Origin of the sequence: Enterobacter cloacae complex sp. IR5459 (genome assembly GCF_049238005.1) — a bacterium.
GTDB lineage: Bacteria > Pseudomonadota > Gammaproteobacteria > Enterobacterales > Enterobacteriaceae > Enterobacter > Enterobacter hormaechei_C.
The window spans coordinates 557,356-583,408 of record NZ_JBMKIG010000001.1; the positions used below are offsets into that span (position 1 = coordinate 557,356).

The 26,053-nt window shown below is 57.0% G+C and carries 25 protein-coding genes and 5 tRNA genes; 20 read left to right on the plus strand and 10 right to left on the minus strand.

Translation table 11 applies throughout. From position 1 onward, the window contains the following. Nucleotides 1-177 precede the first annotated feature (177 nt). On the plus strand, nucleotides 178-1,692 hold the full coding sequence (norR, locus tag ACOTX4_RS02675; RefSeq protein ID WP_022651733.1) for a nitric oxide reductase transcriptional regulator NorR: 1,515 nt from the start codon (nucleotides 178-180) through the stop codon (nucleotides 1,690-1,692). Here the strand turns inward: norR and gutQ are convergent. The 7 genes from gutQ to srlA all read right to left on the minus strand — a co-directional run bounded on the left by gutQ (nucleotide 1,689) and on the right by srlA (nucleotide 6,599). Then, nucleotides 1,689-2,654 (minus strand): arabinose-5-phosphate isomerase GutQ, encoded by a 966-nt coding sequence (gene gutQ / locus ACOTX4_RS02680; protein WP_015571677.1) that lies wholly within the window; start codon nucleotides 2,652-2,654, stop codon nucleotides 1,689-1,691. The two genes, norR and gutQ, sit on opposite strands and share 4 nt — an antisense overlap. Further along, a complete protein-coding gene (gene srlR / locus ACOTX4_RS02685; protein ID WP_022651731.1) occupies nucleotides 2,647-3,420 on the minus strand; it encodes a glucitol operon DNA-binding transcriptional repressor SrlR in 774 nt (257 codons plus the stop codon). The genes gutQ and srlR overlap by 8 nt, the downstream gene beginning before the upstream one ends. A gap of 63 nt (nucleotides 3,421-3,483) precedes the next feature. Continuing rightward, nucleotides 3,484-3,843 carry a transcriptional regulator GutM gene (gutM, locus tag ACOTX4_RS02690; RefSeq protein ID WP_023323656.1) on the minus strand — a complete coding sequence of 120 codons (360 nt, stop codon included), beginning with the start codon at nucleotides 3,841-3,843 and terminating at the stop codon, nucleotides 3,484-3,486. 67 nt (nucleotides 3,844-3,910) lie between these two features. After that, nucleotides 3,911-4,690, minus strand: coding sequence for a sorbitol-6-phosphate dehydrogenase (gene srlD, locus ACOTX4_RS02695; protein WP_003862162.1), 780 nt, complete (start codon nucleotides 4,688-4,690; stop codon nucleotides 3,911-3,913). A gap of 14 nt (nucleotides 4,691-4,704) precedes the next feature. After that, on the minus strand, nucleotides 4,705-5,067 hold the full coding sequence (srlB, locus tag ACOTX4_RS02700; RefSeq protein WP_022651730.1) for a PTS glucitol/sorbitol transporter subunit IIA: 363 nt from the start codon (nucleotides 5,065-5,067) through the stop codon (nucleotides 4,705-4,707). 12 nt (nucleotides 5,068-5,079) lie between these two features. Further along, complete coding sequence (srlE, locus tag ACOTX4_RS02705) at nucleotides 5,080-6,039, minus strand: PTS glucitol/sorbitol transporter subunit IIB (protein ID WP_045331261.1); 960 nt, start codon at nucleotides 6,037-6,039, stop codon at nucleotides 5,080-5,082. After that, the gene (gene srlA / locus ACOTX4_RS02710; protein ID WP_003862164.1) at nucleotides 6,036-6,599 is read right to left on the minus strand and encodes a PTS glucitol/sorbitol transporter subunit IIC; all 564 of its coding nucleotides are present in this window, start codon (nucleotides 6,597-6,599) and stop codon (nucleotides 6,036-6,038) included. Before srlA ends, srlE begins: the two co-directional genes overlap by 4 nt. Nucleotides 6,600-6,850: 251 nt before the next feature. Between srlA and mltB the strand changes: the two genes are divergently transcribed. The 19 genes from mltB to ACOTX4_RS02805 all read left to right on the plus strand — a co-directional run bounded on the left by mltB (nucleotide 6,851) and on the right by ACOTX4_RS02805 (nucleotide 21,449). Beyond that, the gene (mltB, locus tag ACOTX4_RS02715) at nucleotides 6,851-7,951 is read left to right on the plus strand and encodes a lytic murein transglycosylase B (protein WP_057979986.1); all 1,101 of its coding nucleotides are present in this window, start codon (nucleotides 6,851-6,853) and stop codon (nucleotides 7,949-7,951) included. Nucleotides 7,952-8,217: 266 nt separating this feature from the next. After that, nucleotides 8,218-8,871, plus strand: a complete 654-nt coding sequence (locus ACOTX4_RS02720) for a metal ABC transporter ATP-binding protein (protein WP_063938176.1) — start codon at nucleotides 8,218-8,220, stop codon at nucleotides 8,869-8,871. After that, entirely contained in the window at nucleotides 8,868-9,746 is an 879-nt protein-coding gene (locus ACOTX4_RS02725; protein ID WP_063938178.1) for a metal ABC transporter permease, read from the plus strand. Before ACOTX4_RS02720 ends, ACOTX4_RS02725 begins: the two co-directional genes overlap by 4 nt. After that, nucleotides 9,743-10,621 (plus strand): metal ABC transporter substrate-binding protein, encoded by an 879-nt coding sequence (locus ACOTX4_RS02730; protein WP_022649141.1) that lies wholly within the window; start codon nucleotides 9,743-9,745, stop codon nucleotides 10,619-10,621. Before ACOTX4_RS02725 ends, ACOTX4_RS02730 begins: the two co-directional genes overlap by 4 nt. A gap of 130 nt (nucleotides 10,622-10,751) precedes the next feature. Then, nucleotides 10,752-11,249, plus strand: a complete 498-nt coding sequence (gene pncC, locus ACOTX4_RS02735) for a nicotinamide-nucleotide amidase (protein ID WP_003862172.1) — start codon at nucleotides 10,752-10,754, stop codon at nucleotides 11,247-11,249. A gap of 89 nt (nucleotides 11,250-11,338) precedes the next feature. After that, complete coding sequence (recA, locus tag ACOTX4_RS02740; protein WP_015571667.1) at nucleotides 11,339-12,397, plus strand: recombinase RecA; 1,059 nt, start codon at nucleotides 11,339-11,341, stop codon at nucleotides 12,395-12,397. Between the two features lie 68 nt (nucleotides 12,398-12,465). Next, nucleotides 12,466-12,966: a recombination regulator RecX gene (gene recX, locus ACOTX4_RS02745; RefSeq protein WP_017382782.1), complete on the plus strand. Its 501-nt coding sequence runs from the start codon at nucleotides 12,466-12,468 to the stop codon at nucleotides 12,964-12,966. A gap of 131 nt (nucleotides 12,967-13,097) precedes the next feature. Continuing rightward, complete coding sequence (alaS, locus tag ACOTX4_RS02750) at nucleotides 13,098-15,725, plus strand: alanine--tRNA ligase (protein WP_022651724.1); 2,628 nt, start codon at nucleotides 13,098-13,100, stop codon at nucleotides 15,723-15,725. 241 nt (nucleotides 15,726-15,966) lie between these two features. Further along, a complete protein-coding gene (gene csrA / locus ACOTX4_RS02755) occupies nucleotides 15,967-16,152 on the plus strand; it encodes a carbon storage regulator CsrA (protein ID WP_000906486.1) in 186 nt (61 codons plus the stop codon). A gap of 342 nt (nucleotides 16,153-16,494) precedes the next feature. After that, nucleotides 16,495-16,587 (plus strand) — tRNA-Ser (locus tag ACOTX4_RS02760). Between the two features lie 4 nt (nucleotides 16,588-16,591). Next, nucleotides 16,592-16,668 (plus strand) — tRNA-Arg (locus ACOTX4_RS02765). 64 nt (nucleotides 16,669-16,732) lie between these two features. After that, nucleotides 16,733-16,809 (plus strand) — tRNA-Arg (locus ACOTX4_RS02770). Nucleotides 16,810-16,873: 64 nt separating this feature from the next. After that, nucleotides 16,874-16,950, plus strand: a tRNA-Arg gene (locus ACOTX4_RS02775). A 65-nt stretch (nucleotides 16,951-17,015) separates the two neighbouring features. Then, nucleotides 17,016-17,092: transfer RNA gene (locus ACOTX4_RS02780), tRNA-Arg, on the plus strand. A 251-nt stretch (nucleotides 17,093-17,343) separates the two neighbouring features. Continuing rightward, the gene (yqaB, locus tag ACOTX4_RS02785) at nucleotides 17,344-17,910 is read left to right on the plus strand and encodes a fructose-1-phosphate/6-phosphogluconate phosphatase (RefSeq protein ID WP_015571665.1); all 567 of its coding nucleotides are present in this window, start codon (nucleotides 17,344-17,346) and stop codon (nucleotides 17,908-17,910) included. Continuing rightward, nucleotides 17,907-18,335, plus strand: a complete 429-nt coding sequence (locus ACOTX4_RS02790) for a YqaA family protein (RefSeq protein ID WP_017692791.1) — start codon at nucleotides 17,907-17,909, stop codon at nucleotides 18,333-18,335. The genes yqaB and ACOTX4_RS02790 overlap by 4 nt, the downstream gene beginning before the upstream one ends. An 83-nt stretch (nucleotides 18,336-18,418) precedes the next feature. Then, nucleotides 18,419-19,963 carry a glutamate--cysteine ligase gene (gene gshA, locus ACOTX4_RS02795; protein WP_045331244.1) on the plus strand — a complete coding sequence of 515 codons (1,545 nt, stop codon included), beginning with the start codon at nucleotides 18,419-18,421 and terminating at the stop codon, nucleotides 19,961-19,963. Nucleotides 19,964-20,115: 152 nt separating this feature from the next. Then, nucleotides 20,116-20,631: an S-ribosylhomocysteine lyase gene (gene luxS / locus ACOTX4_RS02800; protein ID WP_003862180.1), complete on the plus strand. Its 516-nt coding sequence runs from the start codon at nucleotides 20,116-20,118 to the stop codon at nucleotides 20,629-20,631. A 53-nt stretch (nucleotides 20,632-20,684) separates the two neighbouring features. Next, nucleotides 20,685-21,449 carry an AraC family transcriptional regulator gene (locus tag ACOTX4_RS02805; RefSeq protein ID WP_003862181.1) on the plus strand — a complete coding sequence of 255 codons (765 nt, stop codon included), beginning with the start codon at nucleotides 20,685-20,687 and terminating at the stop codon, nucleotides 21,447-21,449. Here ACOTX4_RS02805 and leuA read toward each other — a convergent pair. The 3 genes from leuA to emrA all read right to left on the minus strand — a co-directional run bounded on the left by leuA (nucleotide 21,436) and on the right by emrA (nucleotide 25,994). Next, nucleotides 21,436-23,091 (minus strand): 2-isopropylmalate synthase, encoded by a 1,656-nt coding sequence (gene leuA, locus ACOTX4_RS02810; protein WP_003862182.1) that lies wholly within the window; start codon nucleotides 23,089-23,091, stop codon nucleotides 21,436-21,438. The two genes, ACOTX4_RS02805 and leuA, sit on opposite strands and share 14 nt — an antisense overlap. Nucleotides 23,092-23,257: 166 nt before the next feature. Continuing rightward, a complete protein-coding gene (emrB, locus tag ACOTX4_RS02815; protein WP_006811709.1) occupies nucleotides 23,258-24,805 on the minus strand; it encodes a multidrug efflux MFS transporter permease subunit EmrB in 1,548 nt (515 codons plus the stop codon). A 16-nt stretch (nucleotides 24,806-24,821) separates the two neighbouring features. Beyond that, entirely contained in the window at nucleotides 24,822-25,994 is a 1,173-nt protein-coding gene (emrA, locus tag ACOTX4_RS02820; protein ID WP_022651722.1) for a multidrug efflux MFS transporter periplasmic adaptor subunit EmrA, read from the minus strand. Nucleotides 25,995-26,053: the final 59 nt, after the last annotated feature.

Below are 26,053 nucleotides of genomic sequence, written 5' to 3' on the forward strand. Positions count from 1 at the left end.
ACTTAATACGGCGTTTTCAAATAAGATGACTGTCATATATCAAGTTGCGTGCCAACTTTTTAAATTATTGAAAATAATGTATTTATATTTTGATGCTCCCAAATAGGTAGTCATTTTGACTATCTTAAAAATTGTCAATATGACACTATGTATTGTCAAAATGACAGTGAGGCAGAGATGAGCTTTTCCGTAGATGTGCTGGCGAAGATCGCCATAGAACTGCAAACCGGTATTGGTCATCAGGACCGCTTTCAGCGGCTGATCTCCACGTTGCGTCACGTGCTGGATTGCGATGCCTCGGCGCTGCTGCGTTACGAAGGGCGGCAGTTTATTCCGCTGGCTATCGACGGTCTGGCGAAGGACGTACTCGGGCGGCGCTTTACCCTGGAGGGCCACCCGCGTCTGGAAACCATCGCCCGTGCGGGTGACGTGGTGCGTTTCCCGGCGGACAGCGATCTGCCCGACCCTTACGACGGCCTGATCCCCGGGCAGGAGAGCCTGAAGGTGCACGCCTGTATCGGCCTGCCGCTGTTTGCCGGGCAGAACCTGATTGGTGCGTTAACCCTCGACGGCATGTCGCCGGATCAGTTCGATACCTTCAGCGACGAAGAGCTACGGCTGATTGCTGCGCTGGCGGCCGGGGCGCTGAACAACGCCCTGCTGATAGAACAGCTGGAGAGCCAGAATATTCTTCCGGGTAGCCCGACGGCGTTTGAGCAGGTGGCGCACACCGAAATGATCGGCCTTTCGCCAGGCATGGCGCAGCTCAAAAAAGAGATTGAGATTGTCGCCGCGTCTGATTTGAACGTGCTGATCTTCGGGGAGACCGGCACCGGTAAAGAGCTGGTGGCGAAAGCGATCCACGAAGCCTCGCCCCGTGCGGTGAATCCGCTGGTCTATCTCAACTGCGCGGCGCTGCCGGAAAGCGTGGCGGAAAGTGAGCTGTTCGGACACGTCAAAGGGGCCTTTACCGGGGCGATCAGCAACCGCAGCGGCAAGTTCGAAATGGCCGATAACGGCACGCTGTTCCTCGATGAAATTGGCGAACTCTCCCTTTCGCTCCAGGCCAAACTGCTGCGGGTGTTGCAGTATGGCGATATTCAACGCGTGGGAGACGATCGCAGCTTACGCGTGGATGTGCGCGTGCTGGCGGCGACGAACCGCGATCTGCGCGAAGAGGTGCTGGCGGGGAATTTCCGCGCCGATCTGTTCCACCGTCTGAGCGTGTTCCCGCTCACGGTGCCGCCGCTGCGCGAGCGGGGCGAGGATGTGGTGCTGCTGGCGGGCTTTTTCTGCGAACAGTGTCGGCTCAAAATGGGGCTTTCCCGCGTGGTGCTAAGCCCCGGTGCGAGGACGCACCTGCTGAGCTACGGCTGGCCAGGTAACGTGCGTGAACTGGAACATGCGATTCACCGCGCGGTGGTGCTGGCGCGGGCTACGCGTTCGGGGGATGAAGTGGTAATTCATGCGCGCCATTTCGCGCTGCATGAGGAAACGACGCCGTCCGTGAAGCCGGTGATACCTGAGAGCGTGAACGAAAACCTGCGCGAGGCGACGAATGCGTTCCAGCGTCAGATGATCGCCCGCGCGCTGGAGCAGAATAACCGCAGCTGGGCGGCGTGCGCGCGGGCGCTGGAGATGGACGTCGCCAACCTCCACAGGCTGGCGAAACGTCTGGGGCTGAAGGGTTAAATAATCCCCGCCTGGTAGAAGTCTTGCAGGTTGATCGCGCCGCACAGCCTGCCGTGCTCGTCCACCACCGGCGCGGCGGTGATTTTGCGCTTCATCAGCACCTCTTTGGCTTCAATGGCGCGGCTGTCGGCATTCAGCGTCAGTCCGCCCTGGGTCATTGCTTCGGATACCCGCGCCTCCAGCTTGCCGCCGCCCACCAGCCAGCGGCGCAGGTCGCCGTCGGTGAAGACGCCCTTCACCTGGCGGTCATTGTCGCATACCGCAACCAGCCCCAGCCCGGTGCGGCTCAGCTCCAGCATGGCGTCCATCACGCTGGTGTCGAGTTTGACCTGAGGAATGGCATCGTCGGTGCGCATCAGGTGGTGAACCTTGTTGAGCAGACGTGCCCCAAGCGCGCCCGCCGGATGCGAGCGGGCGAAATCTTCCTCATTAAAACCGCGCGCCTGCATCACCGCCATTGCCAGCGCGTCGCCCATCATCAGGGTGTTGACGGTGCTGGAGGTCGGTGCCAGGTGCATCGGACAGGCTTCGCGCTCAACGGAAATATCCAGCGTTGCTTTCGCGGCCAGCGCCAGCGGCGATCGGGATTTGCCGGTCATCGCTAACAGGGCCACCGATTTTTCTTGCAGGCGAGGGATGATGAGATCCAGCTCTTTGGCTGAACCGGAGTAGGAGATAAACAGCATCACGTCGCGGCTTTCGATCATCCCCAGATCGCCGTGCAGCGCTTCGGCAGGATGCACAAAGAACGCCGGGGTGCCGGTGCTGGCAAGCGTCGCGGCAATCTTCTTGCCGATATGACCGGATTTACCGATACCCGCCACGATCACTTTACCCTCGCAGTGGATAATGGTGTTGGCTGCACGAACAAAATCCTCACCCAGACGCTCCGGCAGGCGGCTGGCTTCCTGTAGCTCCAGCAGCAGGGTCTGACGGCCTGCGTTTAACAGAAAATCACTCATTTTTCTCTCCGGTTACGATCACGTCGATGCCCTTCGCTTCCAGCGCTTTTTTAAATGCCGGATCGATACCTGCGTCGGTAATCAGCTTATCGACGCTTTCAAGGCTACAGACAATGTTGGGGCTTTTACGGCCAAACTTCGACGAGTCCGCCATCAAAATCACTTCCCGTGCGGCGTTGCACATCGCTTTGCTGACGCTGAACACCTCGTTGAAGGTAGTCACGCCCGCGTTGAGGTCGATGCCGTCGGTGCCCATAAACAGCTTATCGAAGCTGAAGTGGTCGAAGGCATTCTCCGCCAGCTGCCCGTGAAACGACGCCGATTTTTTACGGAAGGTGCCACCGGGCATCAGGATGGTCTGCTCGCTATCGAACTCTGACAGGGCATTGACGATGTGCAGGCTGTTGGTCATCACGGTGATGTTATTAAAGCGGCTGAGCAGCGGGATCATCTGTAGGACAGTACTGCCTGCGTCGAGGATAATGGAATCGCCGTCATGGATAAATTTGACGGCGGCTTCGGCAATCAGCGCTTTCTGGTGAGTATTGATCAGCGTTTTGTGGTCGATAGGCGGGTCGGCTTCGTCTTTATTGAGCACCACGCCGCCGTAGGTACGAATGACGGCGCCGGAGTTTTCGAGCAACACCAGGTCCTTGCGTATTGTCGTGCCGGTGGTGTCAAAGTAGTGGGCCAGATCCTCTACCGAGCACTTTCCCTGCTTTTGCAGATGCTCAAGTATGGCCGCCTGCCGCTGACGTGGTTTCATAGGCGCTTCGCTCCTTACGTTGCGAAATGATAATTCCGCAAGTTTATAACTTTCACAACGAAATTATCCATGTTTCAGATTAAGCGCTAATGATAGTGCATTCTGACAGAGTGAATCATGGGGGAAGATCACATCAGGTTGTAATTCATGCAGCGAAATGCCGTTGATCGCCTGAATTTTGGTCGGACGGGCAAACACCGTTACGCCGCGCATGATGAGGGAATCGCTCACCCGGTTGTGTTCATCCAGCGCAACGGCAACCACCACGCGCGGCTTAAAGCGCCCCCCGGAACGCCCGACGCCGACGCGTCCCTTCTGACACAACGCATCAAAGGCGCGGTTAAACTGGTAGATCTGCCAGCCGCCAAACGCCATCTGGCAGATCCAGGCGAGGGCGGCGACGGTGATGAGTGCGGTTACCATATCGGCTCCTTGTTATATTCCCTCTCCCGGTGGGAGAGGGGGAGGGTGAGGGCATCACCCTGCTCGATCAGAACATCACCTGCCCACCGGTGACGTTAATCGACTGTCCGGTGCAGTACGAGGCTTTCGGGCTGGCGTAAAACAGCAGCATGTTCAGCACGTCCTGATAGTCGCACCCGCGCTTGAGCGGCACTTTGTCGATGTAGTACTGCTCCACTTCTTCAGCTTTGATGCCAAGTTTGGCGGCGTACTGCGGCAGCAGGGACTGGAACATCGGGGATTTCAGCAGGTTACCCAGCATCAGCGCGTGAACGGTAATGCCGTATTCGGCCAGATCCAGCGCCAGAGACTGCGTCAGCCCGACGCCGCCAAACTTCGCCGCGCTGTAGCCGGAGTTGTGCTTGCTGCCCACTTTCCCCGATTTTGAGTTGATCTGAATGATGCGACCCTGAATACCGTCGCGGATCATCAGCCGGGAAAACTCACGGGCGCAGAGGAAATAGCCCACCAGATTCACCTGCAACGAGCGGTCAAAATCTCCCAGCTCGAAATCGCTGATAAACGCCGCTTTCGCGATCCCCGCGCTGTAGACCAGCAGGTCGATACGTCCAAATATCTCGTCCACGCCGCGGGCCAGCGCCATCACGCTCTGCTCGCTGGTGGCGTCGGCACCAAATCCGTACGCCATCCCTTCGCCAAACTCGGTGTTGATGGCGTCCGCTACGCGGGCGGCTTTCTCACTCTGAATATCCACGACCGCCACGCGGTAGCCCTCTGCGGCAAGCCCATGGCAGAGGAACTCGCCTAAGGTTTGTCCCCCACCAATGACAACGGCAACCTGACTCATGTGTCTCTCCTTTATTACGAAATAAATTTTAACGTGCAGCCTGGGGTCACAGCCTGCGGAACCGGGCCCACTACGTGAACCGTACCGGGATATTCCGCCTGCGGCTGGCCGTCGAAACGTAGGGTGATATGCCCCAGCTCGCGCAAGTTTTGCTCGGCGACGTCGCCGACGGCGGTCACGGCATAGCGCGCCTCGCCCAGCTGTAGCTGGCTCCCTGCCTTTAGCTCGCCGTTCAGCTCGCCGTGGCAGTGGATAAAGCAAAACTCTTCGATATCTGCCGGGGCGCCTTCGCGGAAGGTGATCAGCATCTGGTCGCTCAGCGCATCCGCCGCGCTCTGGCCGATGCGGGTAATGGTGGTCTGGTAAATCACAGTCATGGCAGGCACCTCTTATTGATAAATAAAGCCGGAAACAAACCAGGCAATCAGCACCGTCGGCGCGCCCGTCAGGAAGCGGCTGACCAGCACGGACGGCACGCCCACGCGCACGGTCTCCTGGCGTGCTTCCGCCAGCGACAGCCCCACGGGGATAAAGTCGCACGCTGCCTGGGCGTTAATGGCAAACAGGGCGGGCAGGGCGAGGTGCGGAGGAATATTCCCCAGACCAATCTGCACGCCAATCAGCACGCCGATAACCTGAGCAATCACCGCGCCCGGGCCGAGGAACGGCGACAGCAGCGGGAAGGAGCAGATCAGCGCCAGCGTCACCAGGCCGAGCGGGTGGCTGGCAAGCGGGGCGAGGCCGTGGGCAATCCAGTCGCCCAGGCCTGAGGCCATGATGATGCCGATCAGCGCCGAGACGAATGCCATAAACGGCAGAATGGTCTTCAGCACCGTGTCGATGGTGTCGCGCCCCGACTGGAACAGCACCGCCACGGCGGACCCCATCCCCATCCCGACCTTCGCCAGCAGGCCATCGCTCTGCTCGGTGATTTTTTTGCTGGTGTCGTACTCGCGCGGGGCCGCTTTTTGCGGCGCAGATGTGCCATTCACCAGCGTGATGTTGTCTTCCTTCACGCCTGACACATAAATATCTTCAACGATGTACTGCGCCAGCGGGCCGGATTTCCCGGTGGAGTGAATATTTACCGTCGGAATGCGGCGCTTCGGATAGATGCCGCAGCGCAGCGTGCCGCCGCAGTCGATCACCGCCACGCCGATTTCCGCTTCCGGCGGTTCGCCTTCCTTGAAGCCGTCGACCGCTTCCCAGCCGGTCAGATCGCGCAACTTGTCGACGATCGCCGGGCGCGTGCCCGCGGTGATGTACACAATCTTTTTGCCTTCGGTGGCGTCGAACTCCAGCGGGCCGCCCCAGCCGCCCGTGCCTTTCTCAATGCGGATCCGGTTCATGCTGTGGCTCCTGAAAGATGGACTTTCTGTTCAAGCTGGATGCCCATTTTTTTCTCAAAAATGGCGGTGGTGAGATCTGTCACCCAGCCGCGGAAGAAGTTGGTGACCAGACCGACCAGCAGGTAGCTCACCGCCAGCGGGCCGAGCGGCAGGCCAAGCGTGGTAAGGCCGCTGGCGATCCCGAGATAGACAAACAGTTCGCCGGGGTTGATGTGCGGGAACAGGCCGTTCATGGAGTGGCAGCTGTAGGAGGCGGCGGCGTAATAGCTCGGCTTGTACTTCTCTGGCATAAAGCGGCCGAGGCTTAAGGTCATCGGGTTGCAGAACACAAAGGTGCCGATGAAGGGCAGTATCAGGTAGCGGGACAGCGGGTTTCCGGCGCAGCGCTGGGCGAAGCGCTCAATGCGCTGCTGGCCGATAAAGTTAATCAGCGCGTTCATGATCACCAGCAGGCTGATCAGCAGGGGCAGGATCCCGGTCACCATGCCAGTGAACACTTCTCCGCCTTTCTGAAACAGCCCGATGAACCACTCGGCGCCATGGGTGATGGTTTCTATCATTCTTCTCTCCTGTAGGGCGTTTGTTTTTGTCTATCTGCGGCTAATAATAATCACTTTGAAAGGTTTTAAAGTGTTAGTTAGATCTCACAATGAAAGAAAAATGTATTATTTTGAAAGTTTATTGGTGAGGTGAATAATTTTTGGTGGAAAAAGGCACGGATTTGCGTTGGGGAGGTGCGTACCGCTTCCTTGAGGAGTTGGGGATGCTTTACCATACTGGGTTCTTACCGAACTCGTTAAATGGATGCCACATGTTCAAGCGTCGTTATGCAGCGCTGTTGCCTGCGCTTATTCTCCTGTCCGCCTGTAGTAGCAAACCCAAGACCGAAGCCGTTCAGCCAACGGCGGGCGCGCCTTCCGGAGGATTCCTGCTGGAGCCGCAGCACAATATGATGCAGATGGGAGGCGACTTCGCGAATAACCCTGCGGCCGAACAGTTCATCGATAAAATGGTGAGCAAGCACGGTTTTGATCGCCAGCAGCTGCATGCCATTTTGTCTCAGGCGAAGCGTCTGGACTACGTGCTGCGCCTGATGGACAGGCAGGCGCCGACGGCCCAGGTGCCGACCGGGCCAAACGGGGCGTGGCTGCGTTATCGCAAACAGTTTATTACCCCGGACAACGTGCAAAATGGCGTGGTGTTCTGGAATCAGTATGAAGACGCCCTGAACCGCGCGTGGCAGGTCTATGGCGTGCCGCCGGAGATCATCGTCGGTATTATTGGGGTTGAGACCCGCTGGGGACGCATTATGGGTAAAACCCGCATCCTCGATGCGCTGGCGACGCTCTCCTTCAACTACCCGCGTCGCGCGGAGTATTTCTCTTCCGAGCTGGAAACCTTCCTGCTGATGGCGCGAGACGAACAGGACGATCCGTTAGATCTGAAAGGGTCGTTCGCCGGTGCGATGGGCTACGGCCAGTTTATGCCGTCCTCCTATAAGCAGTACGCGGTAGATTTTAACGGGGATGGTCACATCAACCTGTGGGATCCCGAAGACGCTATTGGCAGCGTGGCCAACTACTTCAAAGCGCATGGCTGGACGCCGGGCGGCCAGGTGGCGGTACAGGCGAACGGCGAAGCGTTTGGTCTGGAAAACGGATTTAAAACCAAATACAGCGTGGCGCAGCTGGCAGCGGCAGGCTTAACGCCGTCTCAGCCGCTGGGCAATGTTGACCAGGTGAGCCTGCTGCGCCTGGATGTCGGAACCGGTTATCAGTACTGGTTCGGGCTGCCGAACTTCTACACCATTACCCGCTACAACCACAGCACGCACTATGCGATGGCGGTGTGGCAGCTGGGGCTGGCGGTGTCTCAGGCGCGTGTGCCAGCAGCGTCACCGTTTAGCCAGTAAGTCCCCTTATGCCTCCCTCTCCCTGTGGGAGAGGGCTGGGGTGAGGGCACCCGCCCGCACCTGTTTCCCGCAGAAACATTTCGCCACACTCCCAGTTTACTCCCGCCGTTTACATCTCAATCGCCTTTCATTATTGTTATGTTATAACATTAATGAATTGAGATATCCATGTCCCTGTTTTCTCTCTCATCCTCGCTTCGGCTGCTGCTGGCGCTGGTGCTCATTCTGTTTCTCGGCCTGGCCGTGCGCTGGGCGGTGGCGTTGCCATGATCGTGATGAACGACCTGGTGGCGGGTTACGATCGCCAGCCCGTTACGCGCGCGCTGTCCGGCGTGATTGAACGCGGGAGCATGACCGCCATCGTCGGGGCCAACGGCTGCGGCAAATCCACGCTGCTGAAAACGCTCGCCGGCTTTATTCCGCCCGTCAGCGGTACGTTTCGCTGGCAGGGGAGACGTCCGGTGGTGGGCTGGCTGGCGCAGCGTCACGCGCTGGAGGCGCAATTTCCTCTGACCGTGCAGGACGTGGTGAGCATGGGCTGCTGGCCAGCAATCTCTCTGTTTGCCGGTTTTCGTCGGAATGCCCGCATGCGCATTGCCGGCGCGCTGGAGCGCGTGGGGCTGGAGTCCATGGCGTTCTCCACTATTGATGAACTTTCCGGCGGGCAATTCCAGCGCATGCTGTTTGCCCGCATTTTAGTGCAGCAGGCACCGCTGGTGATGCTGGACGAACCCTTCACTGGCGTCGATGAAGCGACCTGCAACGTGCTGATGGATCTGATGCTGGAGATGTATATGCAGGGGCAGACTCTGCTGGCGGTACTGCACGACAGCGAACGCGTCTCGCGCCACTTCCCACAAACGTTGCGGCTGGACGCTGATACGCCGCACTGGAAAACCGAGCGGGTGAGGGTGGCATGATCTGGCATCTCTTCTTCCAGCCGTTTATTGAGTACGGCTTTATGCGGCGCGCGCTGGTGGTTTGCCTGGCGCTCTCCGTCAGCACCACTGCGCTGGGTGTATTCCTTCAGCTGCGTCGGATGAGCCTGATGGGGGACGCCCTTTCTCACGCCATTTTGCCGGGTGTCGCGGTGGGCTATCTGCTCAGCGGAATATCGCTGCTGGCAATGACTGTCGGCGGGTTTATTGCCGGTATCGCCGTTGCGCTGGTGGCCGGGCTGGTCAGCCGCCGTACACCTCTTAAAGAGGATGCCAGCTTCGCGGGGTTTTACCTGGGTTCCCTGGCGCTGGGCGTCACGCTGGTGTCGCTGCGCGGTTCAAATGTCGATCTGCTTCATCTTCTGTTTGGCTCCATTCTCGCCGTGGATAGCGCGTCAGCCCTGTTCGTGACGGGGGTCTGCATGTTCACGCTCCTCACGCTGGCGATTTTTTATCGTGGGCTGGTCAGTGAAGCGTTCGATACTGCGTGGTTGCAGGTGAACGCGCGCTGGCTGCCCGGGATGTTACACGGTCTGTTTCTGGCGCTGCTGGTGCTCAACCTGGTGGCCGGTTTTCAGGTACTCGGCACGTTGATGGCCGTCGGGCTGATGATGTTACCCGCCGTGGCGGCACGCTGCTGGGTGCGCACACTGCCAGGGTTACTTTTGATGGCGGGTATCAGCGGTATTTTTTGCGCGTGGCTGGGCTTAAGTCTTTCCTGGGCAGTGAGTCTGCCCGCCGGGCCCTCCATTGTGCTGACCGCGAGCGCATTGTTCTTTATTTCAGTTTTATTTGGCACGCGCAGCAGGCTGGCGGATAGCCTGCGGGCGCTTTTTTTACGCAAGGGGAAACGATGAAACGTACAGGGTTAGCCGTGGCGCTCGCGCTCGGCATGATGACGCACGGCGTAATGGCGAAAACGCTTAATGTGGTGACCAGCTTTTCCATCCTGGGAGACATCACGCAGCAGGTTGGCGGCGATCGTGTGAAGGTGACGACGCTGGTGGGGCCGGACGGTGATCCCCATACTTTCGAACCCTCGCCCAAAGACAGCGCGGCGCTGAGTAAAGCTGACGTGGTGGTGGTCAATGGGCTGGGGCTGGAGGGTTGGCTCGACCGTCTGGTAAAAGCTTCTGGATTCAAAGGCCAGCTGGTGGTTGCCTCGGACGGCGTGAAAACGCACACGCTGGAAGAGGACGGTAAAACCGTGACCGATCCGCACGCGTGGAACAGCGCGGCGAACGGCGCGCTGTATGCGCAAAATATTCTCTCAGGGCTGGTGAAGGCCGATCCTGAAGATACGGCGGCGCTTGAAGCTACCGGTAAACCCTATATTGCGCAGCTCTCTCAGCTGGACGGTTGGGCTAAAAAGCGTTTCAGCGACATCCCACAGGCGAAGCGCAAAGTGCTGACCAGCCACGACGCCTTCGGCTATTTCAGCCGCGCCTACGGCGTGACGTTTATGGCGCCGCAGGGGCTGTCGTCTGAGAGTGAAGCCAGCGCGGCGCAGGTAGCGGAGATCATCAACCAGATTAAAGCTGACGGCGTGAAAACCTGGTTCATGGAAAACCAGCTTGACCCGCGTCTGGTGAAGCAGATTGCGACCGCCACGGGCGCCCAGCCGGGCGGTGAACTTTACCCGGAAGCGCTGTCCGCGAAGGGCGGCGTGGCGGACACCTACGTCAAGGCGTTTCGCCACAATGTGGACACCCTCGCTAACAGCATGAAATAAGCGTCTCTCTGGCCGGTGCGCCCGCATCGGCTTTTTTCTGAAGCCCCCTCGTAAAACCCGACGCGCATCCCCATATTTGATGAGAAAGTGCTATCTTGTGCTGCATGTTTTTCTAAGGCCTGGAGCGAGAATGACTGACCATGAATTGATGCAGCTAAGCGAAGTGGTGGGGCTGGCGCTGAAACAGCGCGGCGCGACTCTCACGACCGCAGAATCCTGCACCGGCGGCTGGGTGGCGAAAGCAATTACCGATATTGCTGGCAGTTCCGCCTGGTTTGAACGCGGCTTTGTGACCTACAGTAACGAGGCTAAAGCGCAGATGATTGGCGTGCGTGAAGCTACGCTTGAGCAGCATGGCGCGGTCAGCGAACCGGTGGTGATCGAGATGGCGATTGGCGCGCTGAAAGAGGCGCGCGCAGATTACGCTATCTCCATCAGCGGTATCGCGGGGCCGGACGGCGGCAGCGACGTGAAGCCTGTCGGCACCGTCTGGTTTGGCTTTGCCACCTCAAAAGGTGAAGGGATCACCCGCCGGGAATGCTTCAGCGGCGATCGCGAAAGCGTGCGTCGTCAGGCAACGGAATACGCGTTAAAAACGCTCTGGCAACAATTTCTACAAAACACTTGATACTGTATGACTATACAGTATAATTGCCTCAACAGAACAGAAGTCCATGGTGAAGCGCAGTTGCTTCTCCCGGCATGACAGGAGTAATAATGGCTATCGACGAAAACAAACAGAAAGCGTTGGCGGCAGCACTGGGCCAGATCGAAAAGCAATTCGGTAAAGGCTCCATCATGCGCCTGGGTGAAGACCGTTCCATGGATGTGGAAACTATCTCCACTGGTTCGCTTTCTCTTGATATCGCACTGGGCGCTGGCGGTTTGCCGATGGGCCGTATCGTAGAAATCTACGGTCCGGAATCCTCGGGTAAAACCACCCTGACGTTGCAGGTTGTTGCGGCGGCACAGCGCGAAGGTAAAACCTGTGCGTTTATCGATGCCGAGCACGCGCTGGACCCGGTCTATGCCCGTAAACTGGGCGTTGATATCGACAACCTGCTGTGCTCCCAGCCGGACACCGGCGAGCAGGCACTGGAAATTTGTGACGCGCTGGCGCGCTCAGGTGCGGTTGATGTGATCATCGTCGACTCCGTTGCGGCGCTGACGCCAAAAGCGGAAATTGAAGGTGAAATCGGTGACTCTCACATGGGCCTCGCGGCACGTATGATGAGCCAGGCGATGCGTAAGCTGGCGGGTAACCTTAAGCAGTCCAATACGCTGCTGATCTTCATCAACCAGATCCGTATGAAAATTGGTGTAATGTTCGGTAACCCGGAAACTACCACCGGCGGTAACGCTCTGAAATTCTACGCTTCTGTCCGTCTGGATATCCGCCGTATCGGCGCGGTGAAAGAGGGGGATAACGTAGTCGGTAGCGAAACCCGCGTGAAGGTTGTGAAGAACAAAATCGCAGCACCGTTCAAACAGGCTGAGTTCCAGATCCTCTACGGCGAAGGTATCAACTTCCTCGGCGAGCTGGTTGACCTGGGCGTGAAAGAGAAGCTGATTGAAAAAGCGGGCGCATGGTACAGCTACAACGGTGACAAGATTGGTCAGGGTAAAGCGAATGCTATCTCCTGGCTGAAAGAGAACCCGGCGGCGGCGAAAGAGATTGAGAAGAAGGTGCGTGAACTCCTGCTGAACAACCAGGACTCTAAACCTGATTTCGTGGTCGACGGCGCGGATGCTGAAGAAACCAACGAAGACTTTTAATCCTCTCGGATAAAAATGAAGGGCTGCTGATGCGGCCCTTTTTGCATTTCTGAATCGACAGGTTTTTTATGAGTGAACCGACATCACGCCGACCAGCCTACTCACGCTTGCTGGATCGGGCCGTGCGTATTCTTGCCGTGCGTGACCATAGCGAACAGGAGCTGCGGCGGAAACTGTCAGCGCCCGTCATGAGCAAAAACGGTCCGGAAGACATTGATGCCACCGCGGAAGATTATGACCGCGTGGTTGCCTGGTGCTACGAGCATCACTATCTGGATGACGGCCGTTTTGCCGCTCGCTTTCTTGCCAGCCGTGGTCGTAAAGGCTATGGGCCAGCGCGTATCCGCCAGGAGCTGAACCAGAAAGGCGTTGCCCGTGAATCGATTGAAAAAGCCATGCGCGAAAGTGAAATTGACTGGTGCGAACTGGCGCGTGAGCAGGCGGTACGAAAGTACGGTGAGCCGCTGCCGCGTGAATTTTCAGAAAAAGTTAAAATCCAGCGCTTTTTGCTCTACCGCGGCTTCCTGATGGAAGATATTCAGGATATCTGGCGTAATTTTACCGATTGAACGCATGCGGGATTTTACTTCCCACTAAAGAAAACTTATCTTATTCCCACTTTTTCCAGTAGCTGGTCCGTCCAACTGTTTACAGATACAGATCTGCTGCGACATTTCGTTAGCTTGATTTCAGGATAATTATGAGCAAGAGCACCGCTGAGATCCGTCAGGCGTTTCTCGATTTTTTCCATAGTAAGGGACACCAGGTTGTTGCCAGCAGCTCCCTGGTACCGAACAATGACCCGACTCTGCTGTTTACCAACGCCGGGATGAACCAGTTCAAGGATGTGTTCCTTGGTCTCGACAAGCGTAATTATTCCCGCGCCACAACCTCACAGCGTTGCGTGCGTGCGGGCGGTAAACACAACGATCTGGAAAACGTCGGTTACACCGCGCGCCACCACACCTTCTTCGAAATGCTGGGTAACTTCAGCTTCGGCGACTACTTCAAACACGACGCTATTCAATACGCGTGGGAACTGCTGACCGGTGAAAACTGGTTCAATCTGCCGAAAGAGCGTCTGTGGGTGACCGTGTATGAGACCGATGACGAAGCGTTCGACATCTGGGAAAAAGAAGTGGGTATCCCTCGCGAACGTATCATCCGTATCGGTGACAACAAAGGCGCGCCTTACGCGTCTGATAACTTCTGGCAGATGGGCGACACCGGCCCTTGCGGTCCGTGCACCGAGATCTTCTACGATCATGGCGACCACATCTGGGGCGGCCCTCCGGGAAGCGCGGAAGAAGATGGCGATCGCTATATTGAGATCTGGAACATCGTCTTCATGCAGTTCAACCGTCAGGCCGACGGCACCATGGAGCCGCTGCCAAAACCGTCCGTAGATACCGGTATGGGCCTTGAGCGTATCGCGGCCGTTCTGCAACACGTTAACTCCAACTATGAGATTGACCTGTTCAGCACCCTGATCAAAGCCGTTGCTGAGGTAACGGGCGCAACCGATCTGAGCAACAAATCACTGCGCGTTATCGCAGACCATATTCGTTCCTGTGCGTTCCTGATTGCTGACGGCGTTATCCCGTCAAATGAAAACCGTGGCTATGTGCTGCGTCGTATCATTCGTCGTGCGATCCGCCATGGCAACATGCTGGGCGCGAAGGACACCTTCTTCTATAAACTCGTTGGGCCACTGATTGGCGTGATGGGCTCTGCCGGCGACGAGCTGAAACGCCAGCAGGCGCAGGTTGAACAGGTTCTGAAAACCGAAGAAGAGCAGTTTGCCCGTACGCTGGAGCGCGGTCTGGCGCTGCTGGACGACGAGCTGGCGAAACTCAAGGGCGACACGCTGGATGGCGAAACCGCTTTCCGCCTGTACGACACCTACGGCTTCCCGGTTGACCTGACGGCGGACGTTTGCCGCGAGCGCAACATCAAAGTTGACGAAGCAGGCTTTGAAGCCGCAATGGAAGAGCAGCGTCGTCGTGCGCGTGAATCCAGCGGTTTTGGCGCAGACTACAACGCGATGATCCGCGTTGATAGCGCGTCTGAATTTAAAGGCTACGAAGAGCTGGCCCTGACCAGCAACGTAACCGCGCTGTTTGTTGACGGTAAAGCCGTAGACAGCATTAGCGCGGGTCAGGACGCGGTTGTTATCCTGGATAAAACGCCGTTCTATGCGGAATCGGGCGGTCAGGTTGGCGATAAAGGCGAACTGAAAGGCAATGGCTTCAGCTTCAGCGTAAGCGATACCCAGAAATACGGTCAGGCGATTGGTCACCAGGGCAAACTGGTTTCCGGTTCTCTGAAAGTGGGCGAGGGCGTTCAGGCCAACGTTGACGAAGCTCGCCGCGCGCGCATTCGTCTGAACCACTCGGCAACCCACCTGATGCACGCAGCCCTGCGCGAAGTGCTGGGTACGCACGTTGCACAGAAAGGTTCTCTGGTTAATGACAAAGTGCTGCGTTTCGACTTCTCACATTTTGAAGCGATGAAGCCATCTGAAATTCGTGCGGTGGAAGACCTGGTGAATGCCCAGATCCGCCGTAACCTGCCAATCGAAACCCACATCATGGATCTCGAGGCAGCGAAGAAGAAAGGTGCGATGGCGCTGTTTGGCGAGAAATATGACGACCGCGTTCGCGTGCTGAGCATGGGCGACTTCTCTACCGAACTGTGTGGCGGTACTCACGCATCCCGCACCGGTGACATCGGCTTGTTCCGCATCGTTTCCGAGTCGGGGACGGCGGCAGGCGTGCGTCGTATTGAGGCGGTGACCGGGGAAGGCGCAATTGCCAGCCTGCATGCGCAGAGCGACCAGCTACACGAGATCGCGCAGCTGCTGAAAGGCGATAGCCAGAACCTGGGCGAAAAAGTGCGTGTCGCGCTGGATCGTACCCGTCAGCTGGAAAAAGAACTCCAGCAGCTGAAAGAACAGGCTGCGGCGCAGGAGAGCGCAAACCTCTCCAGCAAAGCGGTAGACATTAAGGGCGTCAAACTGCTGGTCAGCGATCTGGCGGGCGTTGAGCCTAAGATGCTGCGTACCATGGTCGACGATCTGAAGAACCAGCTTGGTTCGACGGTTATCGTGCTGGCAACGGTCGCAGAGGGTAAGGTTTCTCTGATTGCGGGCGTCTCTAAGGATGTGACGGATCGTGTCAAAGCAGGGGAACTGATTGGCATGGTCGCCCAGCAGGTGGGTGGCAAAGGTGGCGGTCGTCCGGACATGGCGCAAGCCGGTGGTACGGATGCGGCGGCACTTCCCGCGGCATTAGCCAGCGTTGAAAGCTGGGTAAGCGCGAAACTGTAATAACTACAAAGCACAAGCAGACGCCATAGCGGTAACGTTATGGCGTCTTGCTCACTGCGCTATCGATAACGATAAAGTCAGGTTGAGTTTGTGTATATCGGCTAAACTTACGTTTAACAGAATGTGATGCCGTGACTGCTTACACTTTACGTGTTTGTCATCGCTTACTTTTTGGCGTTATATGATGGATAATGCCGGGATACAAGAGACCCGACTCTTTTAATCTTTCAAGGAGCAAAGAATGCTGATTCTGACTCGTCGAGTTGGTGAGACCCTCATGATTGGGGATGAGGTCACCGTGACAGTTTTAGGGGTAAAGGGTAACCAGGTACGTATTGGTGTTAACGCTCCTAAAGAAGTATCTGTCCACCGTGAAGAGATCTACCAGCGTATCCAGGCTGAAAAATCCCAGCAGTCCAGTTACTGATATTGTCGCGTCTCGCTGTCGGGCGAGACGCAACCCTCCTGTTATTTTTCCTGCATAAAGTTACCGTTCTATTTCAAACGCTTCGTTTTTGACCACTCTCATAACCTTATCTCATCCAAATGACGCGCTTCTCTCAACAGAATTCTGTGAAGATGTCTGCAAAATCCGCTTATAAAACACTCTCTTTGCGGCTTTTACATGCGAATTGCGTGCGAATTGTGCAAACGAAAAAAGCATGTGGAAAATTGTTTGACTTATAAGTCCCAGAAAGTAATATATGCGCCACGCAGCGACGAGAAGCTCTTAACGAGTTGCTCGAAGCACTCGAAAGAGGCGTTGTGTGGTGAGGTGGCCGAGAGGCTGAAGGCGCTCCCCTGCTAAGGGAGTATGCGGTCAAAAGCTGCATCCGGGGTTCGAATCCCCGCCTCACCGCCATTTTGCATCCGTAGCTCAGCTGGATAGAGTACTCGGCTACGAACCGAGCGGTCGGAGGTTCGAATCCTCCCGGATGCACCATCTATTACTTCATATTGCTTTCGAAGTGATATGAATATCGAGCAGTACAGTAGTAAATCCCGATGCATCCGTAGCTCAGCTGGATAGAGTACTCGGCTACGAACCGAGCGGTCGGAGGTTCGAATCCTCCCGGATGCACCATTTTTTACTTCATATTGCTTTTGAAGTGATATGAGTATCGAGAAGTACAGCAGTAAATCCCGATGCATCCGTAGCTCAGCTGGATAGAGTACTCGGCTACGAACCGAGCGGTCGGAGGTTCGAATCCTCCCGGATGCACCATATTTTACTTTGTGTTGCTTTTGAAGCGATACCGAGTATCAGCAGTAACAGTAGTAAATCCCGATGCATCCGTAGCTCAGCTGGATAGAGTACTCGGCTACGAACCGAGCGGTCGGAGGTTCGAATCCTCCCGGATGCACCATATTCTCCTGGATAACAGCGATGCTGTTGTTTTAAGGTATGCGAGTTAATCGCAAGCACCAGGGAGGATAACGTTGCTTTAGCAACGGCCCGCAGGGCGAGGCGTAAGCCGAGTAATCCTCCCGGATGCACCATCTTCTCCCCCCTTTGTTTATTCCTTCGACGTTCCGTCAGCAATCACGCTCTCTGTCAGCGACAAAAATCCCCTTTTACGATAAAGTAATGCTTTGTTAATCGTTTAGCGAGAGCACGATGTACGCACAGTATGACGGTTTGATCTTCGACATGGACGGCACCCTCCTGGATACCGAACCCACGCATCGTCAGGCCTGGACCGAAGTCCTGGGCCGTTACGGTATGCGTTTCGATTTACAGGCGATGATTGCCCTCAACGGATCGCCCACCTGGCGTATCGCACAGGCCGTGATTGAGCTGAATCAGGCCGATCTCGACCCTCATCAGCTCGCGCGTGAAAAAACCGACGCGGTAAAAGCCATACTGTTAGACACCGTGCAGCCTTTACCACTCATTGACGTCGTCAAGGAGTGGCACGGCCGTCGTCCTATGTCTGTCGGTACGGGCAGCGAGAGCGCGATTGCTGAAGCGCTACTCAATCACCTTGGCCTGCGCCACTATTTTTCTGCCGTCGTTGCCGCCGATCATGTTAAACATCACAAACCCGCACCGGATACCTTCCTGCTCTGTGCAGAATTAATGGGTGTTCCACCTGCAAAATGCGTGGTGTTCGAAGATGCTGATTTTGGTATTCAGGCCGCGCGTGATGCCGGAATGGCGGCGGTGGACGTTCGCTTACTGTGAGTGACGCGCTGTCACTCGCTTCATTATTCGCCAGCAGTTTTTTAAGCTCCACCCTCTTACCGGGGAATTCGGAAGTGGTGCTGGTGGCGATGCTGTTGTCCGGCGTAAGTCAGCCCTGGTTGCTGGTCTTAATAGCAACAATGGGTAATAGCCTTGGAGGGCTGACTAACGTTATTCTTGGACGTTTCTTTCCGCTACGCGAAAAATCTCGCTGGCAGGAAAAGGCAGTGGGCTGGCTAAAACGCTATGGCGCTGCCACGCTGTTATTAAGCTGGATGCCTGTAATAGGCGATTTACTGTGTCTGCTGGCGGGATGGATGCGCATCTCCTGGGGACCGGTGCTCTTTTTTTTGTGCCTTGGCAAGGCGTTACGCTATGTTTTACTGGCATGGGTAACACTACAGGGTATGACGTGGTGGCACTAATTGGTGGAATGAATTCGCGACCTTCAATCGTCAACCATTACAATTATGCTGAGTGACAATTTTTTGACAGGCGGGAGGTCAAATTGATCCCGGACGTATCACAGGCGCTGGCCTGGCTGGAAAATCACCCTCAGGCACTGAAGGGGATTCAGCGTGGGCTTGAGCGCGAAACGCTGCGCGTAAATGCGGATGGTAGCTTAGCGACTACGGGACACCCGAAGGCGTTAGGCTCGGCGCTGACACATAAATGGATCACAACCGATTTCGCCGAAGCGCTGCTGGAGTTCATCACGCCAGTAGACGGTGATATTGATCATATGCTGACGATCATGCGCGACGTGCATCGCTTCACCGCCCGCAACCTCGGCGACGAGCGTATGTGGCCGCTCAGCATGCCGTGCTATATCGAGCAGGGGCAGGATATCGAGCTGGCGCAGTACGGCACCTCGAATATTGGTCGGCTGAAAACGCTGTATCGCGAAGGACTGAAAAACCGCTACGGCGCATTGATGCAGACGATCTCTGGCGTGCACTACAACTTTTCTCTGCCGATGGCGTTCTGGCAGGCGAAGTGCGGTGAAACGGATAAAGAAGCGATCTCCGCGGGCTACTTCCGCCTGATCCGCAACTACTACCGTTTTGGCTGGGTTATTCCGTATCTGTTCGGCGCGTCCCCGGCTATCTGTTCATCGTTCCTGCAAGGGAAACCGACCACGCTACCGTTCGAGAAGACCGAATGTGGCATGTATTACCTGCCATACGCGACCTCCCTGCGCCTGAGCGACCTTGGCTATACCAATAAATCGCAAAGCAATCTCGGAATTACGTTTAACGATCTGCACGAATATGTGGCAGGCTTGAAGCGGGCGATAAAAACCCCGTCGGAAGAGTACGAAAAAATCGGCCTCGAAAAAGACGGCAAACGCCTGCAAATTAACACCAACGTGTTGCAGATTGAAAATGAACTGTATGCGCCGATTCGTCCGAAGCGCGTGACGCGCAGCGGTGAAACGCCGTCGGATGCGCTACAGCGCGGCGGGATCGAATACATTGAAGTGCGCTCGCTGGATATCAACCCGTTCTCACCGATTGGCGTTGACGAGCAGCAGGTTCGTTTCCTTGACCTGTTTATGGTCTGGTGCGTACTGGCGGATGCGCCGGAAATGAGTTCCGACGAACTGCTGTGTACCCGTGCCAACTGGAATCGCGTGATTCTGGAAGGGCGCAAGCCGGGCCTGACGTTAGGTATTGGCTGTGAAACGGCTCAGTTCCCACTGTCTAAGGTAGGGAAGGATCTGTTCCATGACCTGAAGCGCGTAGCCCAGACGCTGGATAGCGTGTACGGCGGCGAAGCTTACCAGAAGGTCTGCGACGAACTGGTTGAAAGCTTTGATAACCCGGAACTGACATTCTCAGCACGTATTCTGCGTTCTATGATTGAGCAGGGAATTGGTGGCACAGGGCGTTCACTCTCAGCGGAGTACCGTGAGATGCTGATGCAGGAGCCGTTAGAGATCCTGAGCGAAGCGGATTTTGTGACAGAGCGCGATGCGTCCGTTGTGCGTCAGAAAGAGGTCGAAGCGGCAGATACTGAGTCGTTTGAGGCGTTTCTGGCGAAGCAGGCCTGAACCAAAAGAAAAAGGCCACATCGCTGTGGCCAAAATATACATCTCTGAATTCAGGGATGATGATAACAAATGCGCGTCTTTCATATACTCAGACGCGCATTCTGTAGAAGAGTTCAGTTTATTTTAAAAAAAATCACTATCGGAGGTGACGTATGCCGTTATTAGATAGCTTTACTGTCGACCATACCCGTATGGAAGCACCAGCAGTCCGCGTGGCGAAGACCATGAACACGCCGCACGGCGACACGATCACCGTTTTCGACCTGCGCTTCTGCGTGCCGAATAAAGAAGTGATGCCAGAGAAAGGCATTCACACGCTGGAACACCTGTTCGCCGGATTCATGCGCGACCACCTGAACGGCAACGGCGTGGAGATCATCGATATCTCTCCGATGGGCTGCCGCACCGGTTTCTACATGAGCCTGATTGGTCAGCCTGAAGAGAAACGCGTCGCGGATGCGTGGAAAGCGGCGATGGAAGACGTGCTGAAGGTGAAAGAGCAGAACCAGATCCCTGAGCTGAACGTTTACCAGTGCGGCACTTACCAGATGCACTCTCTGGAAGAAGCTCAGGAGATTGCCCGTCATATCATCGAACGTGATGTTCGTGTAAACAGCAACGACGAGCTGGCCCTGCCAAAAGAAAAACTTCAGGAACTGCACATTTAGTATCGTGCCTGTGGATGCCCGGTGGCGCTTCGCTGACCGGGCCTACAATCCTGATGACGACAACCACCACCTTCTCCTTTACCCATCGCCCGCTTGTGCCGTTTTCGCATGATTATGCTCATGGCGACAGCGAGCCGTGGCATCAGCACGACTGCGCGCAGCTCCTGCACAGCCTCACCGGCGTCGTGCGGGTGGATACCGCATCCGGCTGCTGGGTGGTGCCGCCCGGTCGCGGCGTCTGGCTACCTGCGGGTACGCAGCACGCCCTGCGCATCACCGGCAACGTTGCCGCCCGTACGCTGTTTATCGACCCGCTGGCGCGCGCCGATCTCCCGGCGACCTGCCAGATCGTGCAGATCTCGCCCCTGCTGCGCGAGCTGATCCTGACCTCCCTCACGCTTCCTGAATCTTACGCACCCGGAAGCCGCGATGAACGTGTTTATGAGCTGATCCTCGATGAAATTCGTCTCATGCCGGTGCTGCCGTTTCACCTGCCCGAGCCGGAAAGCGAAGCGCTGCGCCATCTCTGCCAGCAGATTCGAATGGCCCCGGGAGAAAGCTGGAGCAGCGCCCAGGCCGCAGGTATTGTGGGGATGAGCGAACGCACGCTGAACCGTCATTTTCAGCAGCAGACAGGCCTGAGCTACGGCGAATGGGTGAGAAGGGCGCGACTGCTGGAAGCCTTAGTGCGGCTGGCGCAGGGCCAGCCGGTATTACGCGTGGCGCTGGATCTGGGGTATGGCAGCCACAGCGCCTTTACGGCAATGTTTCGCCGGGTAATGGGTCTCTCACCCAGCGATTACTTCAGGAACGACTGACCGCGTTAAAAAGCGCCTGAATCGACGCGCGTGCCACGTCGCTGTCGATGCCCACGCCCCAGCGGCTGGTCCCATCCTGGAACAGGCAGCGGATATAGGCCACCGAGCGGCTGTCGCTGCGTTCGCCTAACGTATGTTCGTGATAATCCTTGATCACAAACGACGCGTTGATCCAGCGGCTTAAGCCGTGAGCGGCGGCGGAGAGCAAACCGTTTCCCTGGCCTTCCAGCTGGCGGGTGCCCCCATGCGTGGCGACGCTTGCCGTCAGCCGCAGCTGGCCGTCCTGCTGGCTGTCGCTGCGGTACGATTGCAGCGCTAATGGCGGGCTCGCCACCAGGCCGTAACGGGCGCGGAACAGCTGCCAGAGCGCATTCTGCGTCATCTCTTTTCCATGGTTATCCGTTTCCTGCTGCACGTGCTGGCTAAAATCGTGTTGCAGGGCGCGAGGCAATTTCAGGCCGTGGTTTTGCTCAATAAGCCAGGCGCTTCCGCTTTTTCCTGACTGGCTGTTCACGCGGATCACCGCTTCATAGGTACAGCCAATATCCTGCGGGTCGACGGGCAGATAGGGCATCTCCCAACGTTCGCCAGGCTTACGGGCATCGAAACCTTTCTTGATGGCATCCTGGTGCGAGCCGGAGAAGGCGGTGTAAGCCAGACGACCCGCCCACGGATGGCGCGGATGGACGGGCAGCTGGTTGCAGGTTTCTACCGTTTCAACCACCCGATTCATATCGCTGAAATCCAGATTCGGGCTAATGCCCTGGCTGTAGAGGTTCATCGCCAGCGTCACCAGACAGACGTTGCCCGTGCGCTCACCGTTGCCAAACAGGCAGCCCTCCACGCGGTCAGCCCCGGCCATGACGGCCAGCTCCGCGCTGGCGACGCCCGTTCCGCGATCGTTATGCGGATGTACGCTGATACAGACATCACTGCGGCGGCTGAAGTGGCGGCAGAAATACTCGATCTGGTCGGCATAGACGTTCGGCGTGCTCACTTCGACGGTAGCGGGCAGGTTGACGATCATCGGACGCGCCGCGCACGGCTGCCAGATCTCCGCCACGGCTTCACAAATCTCCAGCGCAAACTCCGGTTCGGTAAAGCAGAAGGTTTCCGGGGAGTACTCGTACTGCCAGCGGGTGTCAGGGTTCTCTTCACACAGCTGACGAATCAGGCGCGTCGCGCGCGTCGCCAGCTCGACGATTTGCGCTTTCTCCATGCCGAATACCAGACGGCGGAACAGCGGGGCGGTAGCGTTATACAGGTGAACGGTGGCCTGCTTCGCGCCGCGCAGGGAGTCGAAAGTGCGATGGATAAGATCGTCCCGCGCCTGCGTTAACACCTGAATGGTGACGTCATCCGGGATGCGGTTCTCCTCAATCAGCTGACGTACAAAATTAAAGTCCGTCTGCGAGGCGGACGGGAAGGCGACTTCTATTTCTTTAAACCCGCAGGTCAGCAGCAGATCCCAGAATTGCAGCTTGCGCGCGCTGTCCATCGGCTCGGCCAGCGCCTGGTTACCGTCGCGTAAGTCGGTCGAGAGCCAACGCGGGGCGCAGGTGATAATCTGCTCCGGCCAGCGGCGGTCGGGCAACGAAAGGGTGGGGTAAGGCTGGTATTTGTCGGCGGGTGTGTTCAGCATGGTGCGCTCCTGTTGTCTTTTCACTATCGTGAATCGATTTCAGGCGCGCTGCTTTATCGGAACTGACAATCGCTGTCGCGTTTTGGACAACCGTAGAAGTTGCCCGGTGGCGCTGCGCTTACCGGGCCTACGATCGTAGGCCGGGTAAGGCGTCCTGTAATGAGGGCTAATGCGCCCCACCGCCCCCGCTACCGGCCCCAAACGGTGGTTTGGCAAACCACACCAGCCCCAGCAGGACGATAAAGATCCCCGCCGATATCCAGAAAATCTCGTTTGCCGAGATAATCAGCCCCTGGTTGGTGATCTGCTGGGCAAGCCAGCCGGACGCCTGCTGCTCCGTCATCCCCATCCCCTCAAGCTGGCTATACATCTGCTGAGCGTTAGGGTTGAACGGGTTCACCGCTTCGGTGAGTTGAGCATGGTGCATCGATTCCCGGTTGGTCCACAGCGTGGTGGTGATCGATGTCCCGATGGAGCCCGCCAGCGTACGGGTGAAGTTCGACAGGCTCGATGCCGCCGCCATCCGCTCAGGCGGCAAGCCGGAAAGCGTAATGGTGGTCAGCGGCATGAAGAAGCACGCTACGGCGAAGCCCTGAATAAACTGTGGCCACGCGGAGGCGCCAAAGTCCATTCCCGGTTCAAACGTATACGCGCGCCAGTAGAAGCACACGGCGTACATGATGAAGCTGAACGTCACCAGCCTGCGCATGTCGAGCTTATGGGCGAAACGGCCAATAATCGGCGACAGCAGAACCGGAATTAACCCCACCGGCGCGGAGGCCAGCCCCGCCCAGGTTGCGGTATAGCCGTACACCTCCTGCAACAGCTGCGGCAGCAGAACAATCGCGCCGAAGTAGAGCATATAGGCGAGGCTGATACACAGGCAGCCGATGGTGAAGTTTCGCGATTTAAACAACGAGAGGTCGACTATCGGGTTATCGTCCGTCAGCTCCCAGACAATCAGGAAGCTGATGGCCACCACAGCGACCACCGTCAGCACGATGATTTCCGTAGAGGCGAACCAGTCCAGCTCTTTGCCGCGGTCGAGCATGATTTGCAGGCTGCCGATGCCGACAACCAGCAGTGCCAGCCCGATGCCGTCGATCCGCCGCTGTTCAGTCCGCGTTTCGCGACCACGCAAAGACTGTAGCGTCATCAGTACCACCAGCGCACCGATGGGCACGTTGATGAAGAAGATCCAGCCCCAGTGATAGTTATCGCTGATATAGCCGCCGAGGATTGGCCCGCAAATTGGGGCGACAATCACCGTCATCGACCACAGCGCGAGCGCGATGGAGCGTTTGGCGGGCGGATAGTTGTTCAGCAGCAAACTCTGCGACAGCGGAATCAACGGCCCGGCGACAATCCCCTGGATGACGCGGAAGAAAATCAGCATCGTCAGGCTACTGGACATGCCGCAGGCCCAGGAGGCCAGCACGAACAGGATCGTCGACCAAAGGAACAGCTTCACTTCACCGACGCGCTTCGCCAGCCAGCCGGTGATGGGAATGGAGATGGCGTTCGCCACCCCGAACGAGGTAATGACCCAGGTCCCTTGGCTCAGCGATGAGCCAAGGTTCCCGGCGATCGTAGGGATCGCCACGTTTGCGATGGTGGAGTCCAGCACCTGCATGAATGTCGCCAGCGACAGCGCAATGGTCATGATGACCAGTTGCGCCCCCTCCAGCGGTTTTTGCGGCTTTTGCTGTTGCATAACGCTCACCTTCGGCTTAACCGGCGTTTGCCTTCACGATGTCATCGATCAGCTTATTGACCGGATCGAGGCTAATTTCACGGGCGTTACTTTCATAAGCTGGCGTACTGCGCACCTGGCTTGCGAGGATCTGACCGTCGCGGTTGGCGGTATCGACCGTCACCAGCGTGGAAAGGCCAATTCGCAGCGGATGGTCTGCCAGCTGCTTAGGATCCAGTTCGATACGCACAGGCAAGCGCTGTACCACTTTGATCCAGTTGCCGGTGGCGTTCTGTGCAGGCAGCAGGCTAAACGCGCTGCCGGTCCCCATGTCCAGACCGACCACTTTCCCGGTGTACTTGATGTCATCGCCGTAAATATCGCTGACCACAGTTGCGGTTTGGCCGATACGCATATGCGCCAGCTGGGTCTCTTTGAAGTTCGCATCGACCCACAGATTGTTCGCCGGAACTACCGCCATCAGCGGCGTGGTGGTGCTAATCTGCGCCCCTGGCTGTACGGAACGACGGGAAACGTAGCCGGTCATCGGGCTGACGATTTTGGTACGTTGCAGGGCAAGCCATGCGTTACGCACTTCGGTCGCCGCCTGTTTCACCGCCGGCTGGTTTTCCAGAGAAGTACCCAGCACCATCGCCTGATTAGCGTTGTACTGTTGGATCGCCACGTCCAGCTGCGCCTGTGCGCTGGCCACCGCATCGCGGGCGTGCTGCAACTCTTCACGGCCAATCAGGTTGGCGGTGCCGAGAGGAACACGACGATTGAGGTCGCTCTGCGCCTGAGCCAGCGCCGTTTTCTGCACGTCGATATTGGCCTGAAGCTGCTTGCTGTTGATCATCAGCTGGCGGGTCTGGCGAACGCTGGAGGCCAGCGCCGTCTGTGCTTTTTCAAAAGCCTGTTGGGCGTCGGTAGGATCGAGCGTGACCAGCACATCGCCTTTTTTCACAAAGTCGGTGTTATCAGCCCAGACTTTCGTCACGCTGCCTGACACCTGGGCCATGATTTGAACCTGATTCCCTGCCACGTATGCATCGTCTGTCTCTTCAACATGACGCAAGACTAAAAACCAATAGATCCCATATGCCACGGCAATAATAATAAAGAGCAAGGTCAGCAGAATAAGGGCGCTCTTACGTTTGCCCTTTTTGTTGACCGGTTGCTGCGGGGGGGTGTTCTCCGCATTTGCGCTCATTGTTGTTCTCCACGATCTTTTTATTTTCACATCGGCTGAGCCGACCTGTTGTCAGAAAG